Origin of the sequence: Microbispora sp. NPDC046973 (assembly GCF_040644495.1) — a bacterium.
GTDB lineage: Bacteria > Actinomycetota > Actinomycetes > Streptosporangiales > Streptosporangiaceae > Microbispora.
This window is the reverse complement of record NZ_JBEYWQ010000032.1, coordinates 59,750-76,834: the sequence shown is the minus strand read 5'-3', so window position 1 is coordinate 76,834 and position 17,085 is coordinate 59,750. Positions and strand designations below refer to the sequence as shown.

The window sequence follows — 17,085 nt, the reverse complement described above, 5'->3', positions numbered from 1 at the left end:
CGTCGGCGTCACCGACAACTTCTTCGACCTCGGCGGCCACTCCCTCCTCGCCACCCAAGCCATCACCCGCATCCGCGCCGCTTTCGGGACCGACATCACGCTGGCCGCCCTCTTCGACCACCCCACCGTCCGCGAACTCGCCGATCACATCACGCAGAGCATCATCGGCCCCGACCGGCATCCGGACGAATACGAGGAATTCGAGATCTGACACTCCGGCCAGCACACATACCCCTACGAGAGACGGATGAGATTCACATGGACAAGTTAGAAATGGACGTTACGGAAAAGCACGCCGTGACGACCCTGCTCGACAAGTTCGAAGCAGAATTCGCTCACATGGAATCCGACGAGGCGCTGCACCGGGCCAACCTCCTCGCGCACGAACTGCCACCCCGGATCCGGCTCGCGATGGACGCGTTCCGGCTCGAGCGGACCTCGGGCGTCCTGCGTATCTCCGGCTATGAGGTCGACCAGGAGCGGGTCGGGCCGACGCCCGCGCACTGGCGGGAGTGCCCCAGGCCTTCGCCCACGCGGCGCGAGGACCTGATGCTCATCCTGTTGAGCTCGCTGCTCGGCGATCCGTTCGCCTGGGCCACCCAGCAGGACGGACGGCTGATCCACGACATCATCCCGATCAGGGGACACGAGCAGGAGCAGTTGGGATCGAGCAGCGACGCGTTGCTGACATGGCACACGGAGGACGCCTTTCACCCCCTCCGCGGCGACTTCCTGTCCTTCGCCTGCATCAGGAACCCGTACGCGGCGGCGACCACCATCGGCTACTCCGATGCGCTGAATTTGCCGGAGAGCGTGACGTCCGTGCTGTTCGAGGAACGGTTCACCATCCTCCCCGACGAGTCCCACCTGGCGAAGAACAACAGCGCTCCCGCCAGGGCCACCTTCCAGGGGGTGGAGGAGATGCAGCACAACCCCACGCTGGTCCCAGTCCTCTTCGGCGACCCGGCCGACCCCTACATCAGGGCAGACCCCTACTTCATGCGGGTGGCGCCGGACGACCACGAGGCCCAGGCGGCGCTGGACCACTTCGTCAAGCAGATGGACGAGAACATGGTCGATCTGTCTCTGGAGGCCGGCGAGTTCTGTTTCATCGACAACTTCAGGGTCGTCCACGGACGCAAGCCCTTCAAGGCCCGTCATGACGGCACCGACAGGTGGCTGAAGCGCATCAACGTGACGCGTGACCTGCGAAAGTCGCGCGCCCAGCGGCCCTCCAGCCAGGAGCGTCTCATCCGTTGACCCGCCCCGGGCGGTGCACCGTCCTCGTGGTGAGCCACGGCCGCGCAACGGCCGCGGCTCACCTCGCGCCCCTCGCAACGGCCCGTACGGCGCGCCCTGACGCGCCTCCCATCTGCCAGACCGCGCGAAAGGCGCGTGCCGGAAGTCCCTAAGGAAAGGGTGTTCGAACATGGATCCGGTCGAACGTTTCCGATTGGGCATGCAGCGACTCGCCAGCGGTGTGAGCATCGTGACCTCGTGTTCGGCGGAGGGCCGGCGCTACGGCTTGACCGCGACGGCGGTCCTCTCGCTGACTCTGGAGCCTCCCTGCCTGGTGGTCGGTGTCAACAAGCGGACCAGGCTCGGCGGGATCCTGCGCGACGCCACGGGGTTCTCCGTGAGCGTCCTCGGCACGGAGCATCTGGACGTCGCCGAGGCGTTCGCCGGGAAGATCCCGGGAGTGGGCGGCGCCGACCGTTTCGCGTACGGCAAGTGGCGTGACGACGTCTCCGGCCTGCCGATCCTCGAGGGCGCCGCCGCGTGTTTCGTCTGCGCCATCGCCGACATCATGGAACATTCGACGCACTACCTGCTGATCGGCTCGGTCACCAGCGTCCACGTGGCGGACGGCGAAATCGCACCCCTCGTCTACTTCTCACAGGGGTTCACCGGTATTGCCGGAGGACTGGAGGCGGCGATTCCGTCTTCCTGACCCCATACCTCCTGCGACAAATCTGTCAACCACGGTCAGAGGATAATGTCAGGCGTCGCTCTAGCGGCGCACCAGCATTCCTCCATTAAGGGTCCGAGATTTTTCCGAGAATTACGCGACACCTTGCCCGATGACCAGGAATATGGTTCCATCGATAGCGCGACAGCGATTTGTTTTACGGCTGCGAAGGATATGGGGAGCCCGCACCCACCAAGGCGAAAGCAATTACCTCGCCTCCTATCCCGGGAAATACGACCACACCCCCGAAACGCCGCAACCCTCCTCTCAGGCACTGCCGAGAAGGCGTCGTTTTCCCCGGCCGCGTCAACGGAACGGCACGCCCAGCATCGACTACCAGGGAAAGAGGAAAACCCGTGAGCCAAACGACCAAGCCGGCGTGGTGGACACCTGAGAGCGCATTTTTCGGCCCCCTTTACCTGGAAGCCGACGACTCCTTCCGAACCTTCTTCGCCGGCCAGGCCGAGATCAACGAGCGGACCGCCACCGAGGTCGACGGAATCGAACGGCTGTGCTCCCTGCCCTCGGGTGCCCGTGTCATCGACTGCCCCTGCGGCTACGGGCGCCACTCCATCGAACTGGCGCGGCGCGGCCACCAGGTCACCAGCGTCGACATCAACCCCTACTTCCTGCAGCTCGCCCGGGAACGCGCCGACGCGATGGGCGTCCCGATCGACTTCCGCTCTGCCGACATGCGCGAGCTTCCCTCGATCGAGCCGGTCAACGCAATCATCAACATGTTCTACTCGTTCGGCTTCTTCGACGACGTCAGTGACGACCTGCGGGTCCTGGAAGGCTTCCGCAGCCGACTGGGGGACGGCGGGAAGATGCTCATCCATACGATGATCACCGTCTCCGCCTTCGAGGACGGCCGCATCCCGGCCATGGAGACGCGCGAGCTGCGGTCGGGTCGGCGGCTGCGTTCGCTGCGCATGTTCGACCCCGCGAGCCGCCGTGAGGTCGGGCGCTGGTCGATCTTCCACCCCAACGGCGAAGAGGACCCCCTGCCCGTCTACTCCGTGCGCATCTACCTCCCCCAGGAGCTCGAAGAGCTCTGCCTGAAGGCCGGATTCTCCTCTGTGAACTTCTACGGCGACTGGGACGGCACGCCCTACCGCGACGACTCCCCGTACCTCATCGTGGTGGCGGAGGCATGAGGCGCCCGGCGGGGGTCGCGGGCCCTCCCGGCCCGGGTACCCCCGCCACACGGCGCGGAGAGCGGGCGTGACGGGCCTTCCCGAGTAACCGGAAACGAGGACGCTTCCGACGCCGTAAGCGAGGCGACCTCGGCATACGGGTGGTGGCCTGCCACCACCCGTATGCCGAGGTCCCGTTCCTCTTCCGCCCGGCCGCCTCGCCGGGGGCACTGACGACCCGAGCACGGGGGAACCGATGAAGTCAGCACTGGAACTCATACCGGCCATGCCATGCCGGGACACGGCTGTCCTGTCCACCTCGCAGTCACTGCGCGACGCCATGCACGTGGTCCTGCGTCTCAGCGGACCGGTGGACCTGGACACCCTGCATCTCACGCTGGCGACCTTCCTGGAACGCCACGAGATCCTTTGGGAGGAGGACGACCTCCGCTACTCCATGCTCGACCTGAGCTCCGAGCCTCGGGACCCCGCCGCGGCGGACGCCGTCGTCTCCACGGTCGTGGCCGAGGAGTCGCTCACCGAGTTCCGGCCGGCCTTCCGGTGCTGGCTCGTCCGCGTCGCTCCCGACGATCACGTCCTGAGCCTGCTGGTGAGCCGGGAGATCGCCGACCAGGCCACGGCCGCCGCACTGTTCCATGAGCTGCCCGGGATCTACGCGGCGCTCGCCGGGGGCCGGCCGCTGCCTCCGACGACATTCACCCGCGGGAGGCCGCCCGCCGAAACCCACCCGAGAGTAAACCGCAGGTTCACGCTCTCCGCCGGGACGACCCGCGGACTGTACGCCCTGGCCGTGCGGCGAGGCACCGACGTCACGGCATTGGTGCGGGCGGCCTTCGCGGCCGTGTACGGCCGGGAGGCCGGGCTCGACCGGGTCGTGCTGGGCGTCCCGGCTCCGGGACGGCCCATGGTGGCCGACCTGCCGGGCGACCCCCTCTCCCCCGTGCTCACCACCGCCGACGAGGACGAGCCGGGGGCGTACCAGGTGATGGTCGAGAGCCTCCTCGGGGAGGAGAGCCGCTACGGCGGCGGCCGATGGGACGGCGACCTGCACGCAACGGTCGCCTACGCCGACGCCGTACCCGCCGATCTCCACGCCGCGCTCGTCCTGCGCGGCGACGGCGATCGGCTGGCCGGGGTGCTCCACTGCCGGGCGGACAGATTCCAGGCCGGCGCCGTGGAACTGATGGCCCGTCGCCTGGTCGCCCTGCTGGATGCGCTCGCCGGTGACATGTACGCCCCGATCACACCTCCCTCTATGGACCTTCAGGCGGGAAAGTGGTGCACGAACTGACGGCGGAGCGTGCCGTGGTGGATCCCACGGCGGTCGCCGTGGTGTTCGAGGGCACGCAGACGACGTACGCCGACCTGGACGGACGGGCGTCCCGGCTCGCCTGGCACCTGATCAGGCGTGGGGTGGGGCCCGAGACCCTCGTCGGCGTACGCCTCCCTCACGGCCCGGATCTACCGGCCGCCCTGTTGGCCGTCTGGAAGGCCGGGGGTATCTACCTGGCCGGCGAGGACCTGTCCGGTGCGGCGCTGGTCATCGGGGTGGACGTGCTCCCGGACGACCCCACGGTGACCTCCGCCCCGGCGGTGGCTCCGCCCGGACCTGCCGCGCCCGACGCACTCGCGGTCGTGGTGCAGGGCACGGACGAGCGGGTGATGCTCACTCATCGCGCCCTGGTGAGCCGGTTCGCCTTGATGAGGGACGCCTGCGCCCTGACGCCCGGCGACCGCGTCCTGCGGGTCGACCATCGGTCCGGCGCCTCCCTTTGGGAGGTCGTCTGGCCGCTCACGGCGGGAGCCGCCGCGGTGATGGCCCGGACGGGCCGGCAGGCCGATCTCGACTACCTGACCGACCTCGCCGAGGAGAGCGGGGTGAGCATCCTTCGGGTCACGCCACCGGCTCTGCAGACCTTCGCCCGGCAGGACTGGATCGCCCCGCTGAGCGGCGTCCGCCTGGTCGTGTGCGACGGCGACCCCCTCCATGCCGACGACGTGGACGAATTTGAGACGAGGCACGGCAGCGCCTCGGTCGTCTGCCTTCACGGCTCCGCGGAGGTCGCGTACGGGACGGCGCAGCAGGCAGGGGAGCGCTCCGCCGGCGCCTCGCCGATCCTGCGGCCACCTCACCGCGTCCGCCGGGACGAGGACGGAACGGTGACGCTGGTCACCACTGACGAAGGCGCACCGAACGGGGGCATCTCGGGCGCCCCCTCCCTCACGCCCGCCGAGGCCGCGCTCGCCGCCGTCTGGACCGAGGTGCTCGGTCTGCCGGAGGTCGGCGCGACCGACGACTTCTTCGCACTCGGGGGCGACTCGATCACGAGCATGCAGATGGTGTCGCGGGCCCGCAGGGCCGGCCTGGAGCTGACCGCCGCCGACGTCTTCGAGCATCCGACGGTCCGTGCGCTGGCCCTGGTCGCCCGCACGATCACCCCGCCCGCCCGGCAGGCGGACCGCACGTTCCCCCTGACCTCCGGACAGCGGGACGCCGTGCACGCCGCCACGCCCGTGGAGTGGCTGGTCAGGACCGGCGCGCCGGTCGATCCCCGGGCACTGCACACGGCGGTCGCCGCTTTGGTGGCCCACCACGACGCGCTCCGCCTGCGGCTGTCCGGCCAGGACCGGTACGGCTTCGCCGCCTCCGGCGCCGCGGCCGACGAGGCCGGGGGAGACGGACTCGACCTCCGGCACGGCCCCGTCATCCGTGTACGGCCCGCCGGCGGGGACGCGGTGCTCGTGACCGCCCATCCCTTCGCGGTGGACGCCGCGTCCTGGCCGATCCTCCTGCAGGACCTCGAGACCGCCTACGGGCAGACCGAGGCGGGACGGCCCGTCGACCTTCCGGCCGCGACGGCCTCGTTCGCGGAATGGTCCGGCCGCCGCGCCGCCCTCGATGATGCGGACACCGGACCGGACGTGACGTCCCCGCTGCCCAGGGACCACGCGGGCGCGGTGGACAGCCCGGTTTCGTCACGGTCGCTGGACGTCGAGGTGCCGGCCGGCCTGACCGCCCTTCTGCTGGACGGCGCGTACGGGACGTCTCCGGAGGAGGCGCTCGCCGCGTCCCTGGCCCTCGTGCTCACGGAATGGGCCGGGGGCAGGGCCGCCTTCGACGTGGACGTCGACGGCCGGCAGGACCTCGGCGCCGACGTCTCCCGCACGGTGGGCCCGTTCGCCGAGTCCCGTCCCGTCGTCGTCGCGGCCGCCGACGTGGAAGAGACGCTCGGCACGGTCAGGGAGCAGCTGCGACGGATTCCGGCACAGGCGCCGTCCGGCGACCGGGGGGTGCGGCTGCGTCACCCCGAGACGGACCGCTCCCGAGCGTGCCGCGAGTGGACCGCCGTCGAGCGCTCCCGCCCGTTGCCGCGTACCCATCCGATCGAGCTCCGCTGCCGGCTCGTCACCGGCACGTTCCGGCTGACCTGGGCCTACTCGTCGAACCTGTACGAGCGCGCCACCATCGAGCGACTGGCGGAGCGCCAGGTGCAGGCGCTCGGCCTGCTGGCCGACCACGGCCGGACGGCCGGCGGATACACCCCCTCCGACTTCCCGGTTGCGGGCCTCGACCAGGCCACCCTCGACCTCATCCTGAGGCGTCACGGCTCGCCTTCGTGACGGAAACTCACCGCCTCCCGGCGGGCATCGGAACCAGGAGAACCGCATGCCGCACCCACGCTCCGTCCCCAGCGCCTCACCCGGCTCCGCGCACCGCGAAGCCCACCTGCTGGCTACCAACGAGTCGCCGTACAGCCCGCTGCCGTCCGTACGGGAAGCGATCGTCGCCGCGGCCCTGGGCGCCAACCGCTATCCGGACCCGGGCTGCCTCCGGCTCACCGAAGCCCTCGCAGAGCACCACGGGGTGCCGTGCGAGCACATCGCCCTCGGCCCCGGCTCGGCCGCGGTCGCCCAGCAACTGCTGACCACGGTGTGCGCCCCCGGAGACGAGGTGGTCTACCCTTGGCGGTCCTTCGACGCCTATCCGTTGCTGACCGACGTCGCGAGGGCGGTCTCCGTACGGGTGCCGCTGAAGGGCGACGACCACGACCTGAGCGCGATGGCCGCCGCCATCACCCCGTCCACCCGCGTTGTCATCGTGTGCAATCCCAACAATCCGACCGGAACGATCACCCGCCGGGACGAGCTCGCCGCCTTCCTCGGCGCGGTGCCGGAGAACGTCCTCGTCGTGCTCGACGAGGCGTACCGGGAGTACGCGCGGGACCCCGAATTCCCCGACGGCGTCGAGCTGTACCGGGACCGGCCCAACGTGGCCCTGCTGCGCACGTTCTCCAAGGCGTACGGGCTGGCCGGGCTCCGCGTCGGGTACCTGATCGGGCCTGCGCACATCGCCACGGCGGTGTGCGGGACCACGGTGCCGTACGCCGTCAGCGCCATGGCACAGGCCGGCGCACTCGCCTCGCTGGCCGCCGGCGGTGAGCTCGCGACGCGTACGGCTGAGGTGGTCGAGGAGCGCGCGAGGGTGCGCGACACCTTGGTCGCCCTCGGCTGGAGGGTGCCCGCCTCCGAGGCCAACTTTCTCTGGCTGCCGCTCGCGGGGCGCAGCGGCGACTTCGCACGGGCCTGCGCCCGGGCCGGTGTGACCGTCCGCTGCTTCGACAGCGAAGGCGTCCGGGTCACCATCGGCGCCCCCGCGGCCAACGACGCGGTCCTTGCCGTCGCGGCGGCGTTCCCGCCCTACGTCTGAGCTCCGGCAGGCCAGGGGGGCGACAGTCAACGGGGCCGTGCGCTTCGCGCACGGCCCCGTGTCGCCCACCGCTAGGCGATGCGGCTGCGTAGCTGCCGGACCGCCAAGAGCACCAGCACGATGGCCAGCACGGTGAACAGCCCGGCCTCGATGAGCTGGAGCGGCCAGAAGTGGCTGTCCGGCTGGTAGAGCTGATAGTTGTAGGCGCCCGGGCCGAAACTCGCGCACGGGCCGTTCGGATCGCCCGCGACGGCGGCGCCGCACTGGATCTGCTGGCCGGCGACCACCACATCCCCGGCCGCGTTCTTGACGCCGGAGGCGAAGGTCCAGTCCCCCCGCACCGGGTTGGGGCGCTCACCGCCCACCACGGGGTAGGTGCGCTCCTTCATCGGCAGGAAGTGCTCCCGCAGTTGCAGGAGCACGGCGAAGCGCAGGACCAGGAAGCCGGCGAGCGTCGCCGCCATCGCGGGCAGCACCCGCTGCCAGATCACCCCGGCCAGGACGCCCAGCCCCACGGCGAACAGGGTGTACGCCACCGGCACCACGCCCTGGACGTCGAAGATGAGCTCCGCCAGCCGGACGCGGCCCGCCCGGTTCAGCGGTTCCAGCCACCACGACAGCAACAGCGCGTACGCGGTCGCGACGACCGTCGCGGAGGCGATGACCAGCCCGAACTTCGCCGCGGCCCAGCGCATTCGGCTCACGCCCTGCGTCCACACCAGCCGGTGGGTGCCCTGCTCCAACTCCCGGGCGACCAGCGGTGCACCCCAGAACAGGCCCACCAGCAACGGCACGAAGACCAGCAGCATGCTCAGCGCGGCCGGCAGTTCGTACCGGCTCTGGAACGCGTTGACCAGCGCGTCGCAGTTGCTGCCCGGCTTCAGATACTCCGCCGAGCCCAGCGCGTCCAGGCAACGGGCGAGACCGCTGTCCGTGAACGTGCCGCGCATCGCGATGCCGCTCGGGACCAGCAGGGCCGCGAGCACGAGGAGCCCGATGACGGCGGCCAGCGCCTGCTTGCGGTGCTGTCGCCAGGCCAGCCAGATCATTGCGAGGCTCCCGTCACTGTCGGCCCCGGAGCCGGGGACGCGAGGTAGGCAAGGATGAGGTCTTCGAGAGAGACCTCCTGCACCGTCCAGGTCGGGTCGAGGATCGGCCCGTCGGTGCGGACCACCAGATGGCTCTGGTCGTCAAAGTGGTTCTCCTCGATGACGGCCGTCACACCGGCGATGTCGGTCGATGCCCGGGGCGGGCCGATCAGCAGCTTGTGCTCGTCACGCAGTTCGTGCACGCTCCCGCACACCTGCGGACGCCCGCTCTGCAGCACGATCAGGTAGTCGCAGACCCTCTCCAGGTCGCCCAGGAGGTGGGAGGAGAGCACCACGGTGGTCTCGCTCTGGGCGACCCCACTCATCAGCACCTGCATGAACTCGCGGCGGGCGAGCGGATCCAGGCCGGCGATCGGCTCGTCGAGCAGGAGCAACTCGGGCCGCTTGGCCAGCGCCAGCGCCAGCCCGACCTGGGCGCGCTGGCCCCCCGACAGCTCACCGACCCTGCGGTCCAAGGGGATGCTGAACGCCTCCATCCGGTCGCGCGCCAGCGTCGCGTCCCAACGGCGGTTCAGCTTCGCGCCCATCGTCATCAGTTCGGCGGTGGTGAAGTCCCGGTAGAGCGGGACCTCCTGGGCGACGAAGCCGACGCGCTCCAGCAGGGCGGGATCCCCGTACGAGTGCCGGCCGAGCACCCGCACGCTGCCCTCTGTCGGGCGCAGCAGGCCGACAGCCAGGTTCAGCAGGGTCGATTTACCGGCGCCATTGGGGCCGACGAGGGCGGCCACCCGTCCGGCGGGCACGTGGAGCGAGCAGTCGCGCAGCGCCCATTCGCGCCGGTACCGCTTGCCGAGGCCGTGGGCCTCCAGGGCCGTGTTCATGCTCTCTGCTCTCTTCTCGAAAGGCGTCGCAGGAATTCTGGAAAGACGTCGCAGGTACGTGCCGGAAGCCGGGCGCGTGCGGCCGGTGCAGGCTCAGCCGCCCGTCCGCAGCGCGTCGGTCGGCGACAGGCGCGACGCGCGCAGCGCCGGGTACAGTCCGGCCAGGACCCCGGCGACGACCGCGACGCCGAACCCGCCCAGGAGGGCCACGGCCGGTATGGTGACCTGCCAGCCCTGGCTGTAGGACAGGCCGGCGGTGACGGCGGAGCCGATCACCACGCCTCCAAAACCCCCGAGTGCCGACAGGATCAGTGATTCGGTGAGGAACTGCGTGGCGATGTGGAGACGGGTGGCCCCGAGCGTGCGCCGCAAGCCGATCTCCGCACGCCGCTCCAACACCGAGATCACCATCACGTTTGCGATGCCGATGGTGCCGACGAGCAGGGCGATGGCGCCGAGACCCAGGAACAGCGTTCCGGCGGCCTCTCGGACGGCGACCTGCGCGGTCAGGACGTCGGAGGGCCTGCTCGCCTTCACCGAGTAGGGGTTGGCCGGGTTGGCGGCGGAGGTGAGCAGCGCCGACACCTGCGTGACCTTGTCGGGATCGGTCCGGATGTAGATGCGGCTGGGGTCCCCCTTGTAGTCGAGCAGATGCCGGGCGACGGGGAAGGAGATGAGGGCGGACCGGTCGATCTCCGGTTCCAGCGGGAAGGGGTTGAGTATCCCCACCACGTGGAACCAGTGCCCGCCCAGCCACACGCGGGTGTCGCCCGTCAGGTGGGCGATCCCGAGCACGGTGGCGACCTCGTGCCCGAGGACGGTCACGGGGGCGTCGCCGCCGTTGAGGAACTGACCGTCCAGCACCGAGCCCTGCAAGGTGTCCAGCAGCGCCGCGTCGGCGGCCCGTACGGCGAGCCCTCCGGTGTGGCCGACGGGGATCTGGTCGTTGCGGTAGACGTTCGCCGTGCTGATCTGCGCCGTCGGCGCCACCGCGAGCACGCCGGGCAGCCGCCTGATCATGGGTGCGGCGGTCGCGGGCAGGGCCACCTCGGTGTTGGCCAGACTCGTTCCGCTTGCCACGGTCAGCAGGTTGGTGCCGAGCCGGTTGAGCTGGGCCAGCAGGGCGGACTGGCTGGACCGGGTGACACCCAGCACCGCGACCATCGAAGCGATGCCGATCGCGATGCCCAGCGCCGACAGCGCCGCCCGCATTCGCCGGGAGCGCAGCCCGAGCGTCCCGACCGGCAGCAGGTCGGCCGCCCGCAGGCGGCTGCGCCTGACCTCCTGTGGCCTGTTGCTGCGGCTGCCGGGCTCCGCCTCCGTCTCGAGGACGCCGCTCACGACACCACCGTCCCATCCCGGATCTCGATGCGGCGCCGGCAGGCCGCCGCGACTCGTTCCTCATGCGTGACGATGACCAACGTGGTCCCCGCCTGGTTCAGCTCTTTCAGGATCGCCAGCACCTCCGCGCCGTTCGCCGAGTCCAGGTTGCCCGTCGGCTCGTCGGCGAAGACGATCGCCGGTCGGCCCACGATCGCACGGGCGATCGCGACGCGCTGGCGTTCCCCGCCGGACAACTTGGTCACCCGGTGGTGGACTCGGTGGGCGAGCCCGACCCGGTTGAGCGCCTCACGGGCCGCCTCCCGGCGTTGCCGTGCCGGCACTCCCCGGTAGAGCAGGCCGGAGGCGACGTTCTCCAGCGCTGTCAGCGCTCCCAGCAGGAAGAACTGCTGGAAGACCACACCCACCCGCCACGCGCGCAACGCCGCCAGCTGCAGGTCGGTGAGCTGCTCGACCCGGTGCCCGTCGAGCCGCACCGACCCGCTGCTGGGCCGGTCGAGCGCCGCCATAAGGTGCAGCAGGGTGGACTTGCCCGAGCCGGAGGCACCGATGACCGCGATCATCTCCCCCGGTTCCACCGACAGGCTCACTCCGCGGACCGACTGCACCGGCGGGTCGCCCGGATAGGTCTTGCGCACGTCGAGCAGCTCAAGCACTCTCATCGGGCACCTCCACCAGCATGCCCTCGCGCAGGTCGCCGGTGACCTCGGCCAGGCCGGACGACTCGTCGAACAGTCCGGTCCGCACCGGGACGCTCCGCCGTACGCCGCCCTCGACGACGACGACCTCGTACTGCCCCAGCGCGTGGGCCAGCAGCGCCGAAACGGGCACCGCCAGGACGTTCTTGTGCTGCTCGGAGACGATCGCGACCTGCACCACCGCCTGGTCCAGGAATCCGCGGACCCTGCTCTTGAGCGCGATCGTCACCGGTGCCACCGAGGACGTGCCATCCGCCGCTCCGCCGCCGGACGCCGCGGTGGTGCCGCCCGTGACCGCGACCTGCGAGACCGAAGTGACCTTCGCCTTGCGGGTCTTGCCGTCAGGCAGCGTCACCACGACCGGGTCGCCCACCCGGATCCGTGGCAGCTCGGCGGGGTTCAGGCGGACCAGCACGGCCGGCTGCGTGCCGGTGCCGTGCACGACGAGCTGGCCCGCGCCCACCCGGCCTCCGATCACGACCTCGCGGGTGCCGACCCGGACGGCTTTCGGAGCGAAGGCGACCTGCCCCAGCGGGACCGACCCGGTGACCGGCAGCTTGGCCGCCTTCTGCCAGCGCCGGACGGCGTAGTAGGTCGCGAGGGAGAAGTGCCGGTCCACCGTCACGCCCTTGCCGTATCCCATCGCGGCGAGGTTGCGCTCGAGTTGCTGGATGTCGACGCCGTTCCGGACGCCGAGGCCCATGTCCCGCCATGCCGGGCGCTCGCCGTACAACAGGGGGACCCGCACCCCGTCGATCTCGAATATCCGCTCGCCGCGGCGGACCATCGCCCCGACCTTCGGCACCCAGGTCGCCACGCCGCCGCGGCCGGCCGCCACGGCGGTCGAGCCCGCGTAGCCCAGGGTGCCGTTCACCACCCTCCGGTTGGCCACGTCGGCGCGGACCACCGGCGCGGTCGACACCGGCACGGACGGCTTGGTCTCCTTGGTGGCCTCGGAGTTGCCGGACCGGGCCTGGACCACCGCCCAGCCGCCGGCCGCCAGCGCCGCGACGACGACCACTCCGGCCACGATGCGACCGCGTCCGCCGTTCCTGACCGGCGTCGTCTCCGCCGGCTGCACTTCCGCTTCTGTCATCACCTGGACGACCCTCCTGGCGCCTTTTCTCCCGGTTTCGCCATCACGTATTCATTTCGCGGGCCGCATGTTCAGCCCGCCCGGCGGCAGGTTGCTCTTGCAGGTGTTGAACTGCGCGTCGAACAACGTGTGATTCTTCGGATCGGAGAGCCGGGCCGGCAGCGAGAACACACCGTCAGCGTCCGGGTCCGGCCAGTCGGCGATTCCGTTCTGCCGCATGCACCCGGTGAATTTGCGCAATGCGGCGATGGTGCTGGCAGAGGCAGGCTTGTTCTGCGTTTCCTGCTGCACCTGGTCGATAATCGACTTACAAGCGTTCTGCACTTCCTGAGGGGGAGCCGACGCCCCTTCGGGAAGGCCCCACCGCCCATCGCCGTCCTGCACCGGGTCGGGGAAGTCCGGTACGCCGTGGTCTCGGACGCACTTCGCCAATTGCCGGTAAAGTGCCGCCTGGTCGGGACCGCTCTTGGAGTTGACTTCATAAGTGTCGCCGCACCCGGCGAGAACCAGGAGGACAGCGGCACCGGCAAGAACTCTGGAAAGAACCATGTCCTCAGTGTGGCCGTCGGCGGGGCGGCGGCGCGTCCCCCATATGTGGCCTTCTCGCCACCCATATCGGGGGTGTCCTCGCGGGAGAGCGCACCGGACGATCCGGACAGCAGGGACGATCCGCAAAATAAAGGTTCCGGTCCGGATTCCCGCCTTGCGGCGGCCGGGAAAATAGCAGAGGGTGGAAACCCGTTCCGGACAAACCCCTGACGGGAGGCAGCGTGTCGCGCCGCAGTCTGCGGTTCCGGATGGCTGTGTCGTACGTGCTCATCTCGGCCGTCGCCGTCTTGCTCGCCGAAACTCTGGCGGGAGGGTTGATCGTCACACTGGCCGCCAAGGACATCGTGCTGACGCAGCCCGGCTTCAGCAGCCTGGCCCAGAAACGGGCCGAGGCGATCGCGGAGGCGGACGCCGCCGCGATGGGCGTGGTGGCCGCCACGCAGAAGGGCGCCCTCACCGACCGCGCCCTGCTCACCGACGTGGGAGGGCAGTGGCTCCGCCAGATGTCCCAGTCGGACGGGCGGGCGGGCGCGGCCGTGCTGGCGGTGGCCGGCGCCGACGGCCGCCTGCTTCTGGCGTCGCATCCGGCGACGTACGCCGCCGGGACCGTGCCGCCGGGATTCACCCCTGGTGTCCAGACCAGCAGCGGAATGATCATCGCACCTGGCCCGAGCGTCGGATGGGCGACCCGCCCCGTGCTCCTGAACGGGCGGCCGATCGGCCTCGTCTACGTACAGGCGCGCGACGAGTCCGGCGCCGCTCCGTCCGCCTCCAGCAGCGTGGATTGGAACATCACCACCAGTGGGTGGCTGGTCTCCGGCGTGCTGACGTTCACCTTGCTGGTTCCGGTGTGCGTGATGTCGGGGCTGCTGAGCACCCGGCGCCTGGTGTCCCGGATCCAGCGGCTGGCGGTGGGGGTGGCCGCGATGGCGGAGGGCGACCTGAAGATTCGCGTCCCCGTGTCCGGCGGCGACGAGGTGGGCAGGCTGGAAGAGGGGTTCAACGCGATGGCCGAACGGGTAGAGGCCGCCAGCCGGGCCGAGCGGCTCGCGGCGGGCGCCCAGGCACAGCGCGCGGAGCGGACGAGGATCGCCCGCGAGTTGCACGACTCCGTCTCCCAGGACCTCTTCTCGCTCGGCCTCGTGGCCGCGAGCCTCCGGCGCAAGCTGCCCGAGGGATCCCGCTTCAAGGAGCAGGCCCAGATTATGGAGCAGACCATCGCCCACACCGCTCGGGAGATGCGCACGATGCTGCTGCAGCTACGGCCGGTCGCGCTCGAGGAGATGGGCCTCGTCCTGGCACTACGCGAACTGTGCCAGGCTTACCAGGCACGCCTGGGCATCGCCGTGCAGACCGACCTCGACGACGTCGCGCTGGCGCCGGACGCCGAGCACACTGTGCTGCGCGTCGTGCAGGAGGCGCTGGGAAACGCGATCAGGCACGGGGGCGCGCAGGCGATCGAGCTGTCCCTGGGCGAGGTCGACGGGCTCATCGAGGTGCTGATCCGCGACGACGGCCGGGGGTTCGACCCCGGCCACACCGAGGATCGGCACGGCATGGGCCTGACGGTGATGTCGGAACGCATCAGCGAACTGGGCGGCACTCTCAGCGTGACTAGCGCGCCGGATCGGGGGACAATGATCAGGGCGCGGATTCCGGTGGGCGCGGGGAGTGCGGAATGATCCGGGTGCTGATCGTCGACGACCACCAGGTCGTGCGCCAGGGCCTGCGGTACGTCCTGGAGGACGAACCCGGCATCGAGGTCACCGGAGAGTGCGGCGACGGGCACGCCGCGCTGGAGGCGATCGCCCGGCTCGAACCCGACGTGGTGCTGCTGGACATGCTGATGCCCGGGCTCGACGGCATCGGCGTGCTGGAACGCCTCAAGGAGAGCCCGGTCAGGCCCGCCGTCATCGTGCTCACGTCGTACGCGGAGGACGAGCAGGCGCTGCGGGCGGTTCGCGCCGGCGCCCTGTCGTACCTACCGAAGACCACCGCCGTCGACCGGGTGGTGGAGGCGGTCCATGCCGCCGCCCAGGGCGCCAGCGTCCTCGATCCGGCCGTGGCCGCGCTCCTGGTGCGGCGGGTGTGGAGCGGCCAGAGCGACGCGGATCCGCTACGGGTGCTGTCACAGCGGGAGCGCGAGGTCCTCGCGGCGCTTTCCCGCGGCCAGTCCAACCGTGAGATCGCCCGGACCCTCTCCCTCAGCGAGGAGACCGCGAAGTCGCATGTCTCGCGCATCCTGACCAAGCTGGGGCTCAAGGACCGCACCCAGGCTGCCATCTTCGGCCTGCAGCACGGTCTGGTTCCTCTTCAGGACGCGCTGTCCGACCCCGCCGACCCGCCCAGGAGCTGAGCCGGATCTTCCGAAGAGTCAGAGCGGGATGTTGCCGTGCGCGCCGCGCCGGGGCGGCTCGGCTATGACCCCGGCTTTCCGGCCTCTCTGTGGCAGGCACGGGCCCGCGGTCGTCGAGGGAAGTCGTCGTCGCACCCTCGCAATGGACACGCCGAATTCCAATGTGCGCCTTTCGTGGCCCACAATCGCCGACAGCCTTTCGCCATGGTGCCGACGAGCGGAAGGGACGGCAAGCGCGAAAAGACAATCCGCGTCCGCCTGGTGCTGCAGCGGCTCCGGCGGCAACGGCGAACCGCTGCTCGACATGGCCGCCGTGCGGCTCGCACGGCACTGGACGGCATATCGCCGAACGTGACCAGACCCCTTGGTATCAATCATCCAGCACCGACGGGCGCGGCCACCGGATGTCCTCCGGCAGCCGCGTCTCGGTTCGTTCCCACCTCAGCGGTGTCGCGGCTCCGGGGCCGGCGGGGCATCCGGACGGATTCCGGACGAGGGCCGCTCCCGCTCACCCAGCGCGAAGACAAGATTGACCACTCCGATGCCGATCCAGATCACCAGCACCCCCAGGTCCGCCTCGGCCGCGAGTGCTCCCACCGTGCCCAGCACGCCGAGCACGACGGAGATGATCGCCAGCGCGAACCGCTGTCCCGAACCGTTGCTCGAACGCTGGACATATGCCGGTCCTTGCTTCGCGAGGCGTTCGTCTACGCGCCTGTCGATTTCCCGGTCTATCTTTTCGAGGAACGACTCGACGAGAGCATCCTCGTATTCGCGCCCGAGTTCCTTGCGCGCTTGTACAGCGGCATGCAATTCGTCGCCGGAAGCAGTCATGTATTGAGACCTACCGTGTTCCTCCCCGCCCCGCAAGGGATACGCCTACTTCGGAGGGCGGGCGGCCCGTACGCGCTCCAGGCCCCCGATTCGTGGCAGGCGGTATCAGGCGGCCGAGAGGTTCCGCCGGACGACGCCGCCCGTCCGGGCCCGCGGTGGCGTGCACTTGATCTCATCGGAGGTGTGGGCGGCCACGACGGTTGAGGGAGACCTCGGTCGAGGCCCGGGCCATCGCGTGGTGCCAGGGGAACGGCGCCCACATGCGCGTCCGCTGCTGCTGAGGGTGGAACTGTGCTGACCGGCCGGTACCAGGCTGGCGCAAATGTCACATATTCGTGTGATGCCGCGGGTCGCCGGCTCCGGGAGGGTTGACCACGGCCGCACAACCGTCGATCCGGGCGGCTCGCCGAGACCGTCACCAGAGGGAGGCAGGTGCCCCGCCCAGTG

The 17,085-nt window shown here is 70.3% G+C and carries 16 protein-coding genes; 9 read left to right on the top strand and 7 right to left on the bottom strand.

Annotated features, from left to right (window positions below; all coding sequences use genetic code 11):
• The 7 genes from ABZ860_RS36185 to ABZ860_RS36155 form a co-directional block, all read left to right on the top strand.
• Positions 1 to 211: phosphopantetheine-binding protein (locus tag ABZ860_RS36185; RefSeq protein ID WP_357229324.1), on the top strand; the 211-nt coding region annotated here is incomplete at its 5' end.
• Between the two features lie 47 nt (positions 212 to 258).
• Positions 259 to 1,260 carry a guanitoxin biosynthesis L-enduracididine beta-hydroxylase GntD gene (gene gntD, locus ABZ860_RS36180; protein ID WP_357229321.1) on the top strand — a complete coding sequence of 334 codons (1,002 nt, stop codon included), beginning with the start codon at positions 259 to 261 and terminating at the stop codon, positions 1,258 to 1,260.
• Between the two features lie 199 nt (positions 1,261 to 1,459).
• Positions 1,460 to 1,951 carry a flavin reductase family protein gene (locus ABZ860_RS36175; protein ID WP_357229318.1) on the top strand — a complete coding sequence of 164 codons (492 nt, stop codon included), beginning with the start codon at positions 1,460 to 1,462 and terminating at the stop codon, positions 1,949 to 1,951.
• Between the two features lie 374 nt (positions 1,952 to 2,325).
• Positions 2,326 to 3,126 (top strand): class I SAM-dependent methyltransferase, encoded by an 801-nt coding sequence (locus ABZ860_RS36170; protein WP_357229315.1) that lies wholly within the window; start codon positions 2,326 to 2,328, stop codon positions 3,124 to 3,126.
• A gap of 235 nt (positions 3,127 to 3,361) precedes the next feature.
• Positions 3,362 to 4,417 carry a hypothetical protein gene (locus ABZ860_RS36165; protein WP_357229313.1) on the top strand — a complete coding sequence of 352 codons (1,056 nt, stop codon included), beginning with the start codon at positions 3,362 to 3,364 and terminating at the stop codon, positions 4,415 to 4,417.
• Positions 4,402 to 6,747: an AMP-binding protein gene (locus ABZ860_RS36160; protein ID WP_357229311.1), complete on the top strand. Its 2,346-nt coding sequence runs from the start codon at positions 4,402 to 4,404 to the stop codon at positions 6,745 to 6,747. The genes ABZ860_RS36165 and ABZ860_RS36160 overlap by 16 nt, the downstream gene beginning before the upstream one ends.
• Before the next feature lie 46 nt (positions 6,748 to 6,793).
• The gene (locus ABZ860_RS36155; RefSeq protein WP_357229308.1) at positions 6,794 to 7,834 is read left to right on the top strand and encodes a histidinol-phosphate transaminase; all 1,041 of its coding nucleotides are present in this window, start codon (positions 6,794 to 6,796) and stop codon (positions 7,832 to 7,834) included.
• Positions 7,835 to 7,905: 71 nt separating this feature from the next.
• Here the strand turns inward: ABZ860_RS36155 and ABZ860_RS36150 are convergent, their stop codons facing one another.
• From ABZ860_RS36150 to ABZ860_RS36125, 6 genes are all read right to left on the bottom strand, one after another.
• A complete protein-coding gene (locus ABZ860_RS36150) occupies positions 7,906 to 8,883 on the bottom strand; it encodes a hypothetical protein (RefSeq protein WP_357229305.1) in 978 nt (325 codons plus the stop codon).
• On the bottom strand, positions 8,880 to 9,764 hold the full coding sequence (locus tag ABZ860_RS36145; RefSeq protein WP_357229302.1) for an ABC transporter ATP-binding protein: 885 nt from the start codon (positions 9,762 to 9,764) through the stop codon (positions 8,880 to 8,882). Before ABZ860_RS36145 ends, ABZ860_RS36150 begins: the two co-directional genes overlap by 4 nt.
• A 93-nt stretch (positions 9,765 to 9,857) precedes the next feature.
• Positions 9,858 to 11,105, bottom strand: a complete 1,248-nt coding sequence (locus ABZ860_RS36140; protein ID WP_357229299.1) for an ABC transporter permease — start codon at positions 11,103 to 11,105, stop codon at positions 9,858 to 9,860.
• Positions 11,102 to 11,767, bottom strand: a complete 666-nt coding sequence (locus ABZ860_RS36135) for an ABC transporter ATP-binding protein (protein WP_357229297.1) — start codon at positions 11,765 to 11,767, stop codon at positions 11,102 to 11,104. The genes ABZ860_RS36140 and ABZ860_RS36135 overlap by 4 nt, the downstream gene beginning before the upstream one ends.
• Positions 11,754 to 12,899 carry a peptidoglycan-binding domain-containing protein gene (locus ABZ860_RS36130; protein WP_357229294.1) on the bottom strand — a complete coding sequence of 382 codons (1,146 nt, stop codon included), beginning with the start codon at positions 12,897 to 12,899 and terminating at the stop codon, positions 11,754 to 11,756. The genes ABZ860_RS36135 and ABZ860_RS36130 overlap by 14 nt, the downstream gene beginning before the upstream one ends.
• 51 nt (positions 12,900 to 12,950) lie before the next feature.
• Positions 12,951 to 13,448 (bottom strand): hypothetical protein, encoded by a 498-nt coding sequence (locus tag ABZ860_RS36125; RefSeq protein ID WP_357229291.1) that lies wholly within the window; start codon positions 13,446 to 13,448, stop codon positions 12,951 to 12,953.
• A 221-nt stretch (positions 13,449 to 13,669) separates the two neighbouring features.
• Here ABZ860_RS36125 and ABZ860_RS36120 point away from each other — a divergent pair, with 221 nt between their 5' ends.
• On the top strand, positions 13,670 to 15,130 hold the full coding sequence (locus tag ABZ860_RS36120) for an ATP-binding protein (RefSeq protein WP_357229288.1): 1,461 nt from the start codon (positions 13,670 to 13,672) through the stop codon (positions 15,128 to 15,130).
• Positions 15,127 to 15,804, top strand: coding sequence for a response regulator transcription factor (locus ABZ860_RS36115; RefSeq protein WP_357229285.1), 678 nt, complete (start codon positions 15,127 to 15,129; stop codon positions 15,802 to 15,804). Before ABZ860_RS36120 ends, ABZ860_RS36115 begins: the two co-directional genes overlap by 4 nt.
• A 441-nt stretch (positions 15,805 to 16,245) precedes the next feature.
• Here the strand turns inward: ABZ860_RS36115 and ABZ860_RS36110 are convergent, their stop codons facing one another.
• Positions 16,246 to 16,638 (bottom strand): hypothetical protein, encoded by a 393-nt coding sequence (locus ABZ860_RS36110; RefSeq protein WP_357229282.1) that lies wholly within the window; start codon positions 16,636 to 16,638, stop codon positions 16,246 to 16,248.
• Between the last annotated feature and the right edge of the window lie 447 nt (positions 16,639 to 17,085).

What these genes read in the sequence shown, in the direction of transcription:
- ABZ860_RS36165 (WP_357229313.1), top strand. Translation starts at nt 3,362, where the DNA reads ATGAAGTCAGCACTGGAACTCATACCGGCCATGCCATGCCGGGACACG.
- ABZ860_RS36110 (WP_357229282.1), bottom strand. Translation starts at nt 16,638, where the DNA reads ATGACTGCTTCCGGCGACGAATTGCATGCCGCTGTACAAGCGCGCAAG.
- ABZ860_RS36155 (WP_357229308.1), top strand. Translation starts at nt 6,794, where the DNA reads ATGCCGCACCCACGCTCCGTCCCCAGCGCCTCACCCGGCTCCGCGCAC.
- ABZ860_RS36115 (WP_357229285.1), top strand. Translation starts at nt 15,127, where the DNA reads ATGATCCGGGTGCTGATCGTCGACGACCACCAGGTCGTGCGCCAGGGC.
- gntD (WP_357229321.1), top strand. Translation starts at nt 259, where the DNA reads ATGGACAAGTTAGAAATGGACGTTACGGAAAAGCACGCCGTGACGACC.
- ABZ860_RS36135 (WP_357229297.1), bottom strand. Translation starts at nt 11,767, where the DNA reads ATGAGAGTGCTTGAGCTGCTCGACGTGCGCAAGACCTATCCGGGCGAC.
- ABZ860_RS36175 (WP_357229318.1), top strand. Translation starts at nt 1,460, where the DNA reads ATGCAGCGACTCGCCAGCGGTGTGAGCATCGTGACCTCGTGTTCGGCG.
- ABZ860_RS36150 (WP_357229305.1), bottom strand. Translation starts at nt 8,883, where the DNA reads ATGATCTGGCTGGCCTGGCGACAGCACCGCAAGCAGGCGCTGGCCGCC.
- ABZ860_RS36145 (WP_357229302.1), bottom strand. Translation starts at nt 9,764, where the DNA reads ATGAACACGGCCCTGGAGGCCCACGGCCTCGGCAAGCGGTACCGGCGC.
- ABZ860_RS36130 (WP_357229294.1), bottom strand. Translation starts at nt 12,899, where the DNA reads ATGACAGAAGCGGAAGTGCAGCCGGCGGAGACGACGCCGGTCAGGAAC.
- ABZ860_RS36125 (WP_357229291.1), bottom strand. Translation starts at nt 13,448, where the DNA reads ATGGTTCTTTCCAGAGTTCTTGCCGGTGCCGCTGTCCTCCTGGTTCTC.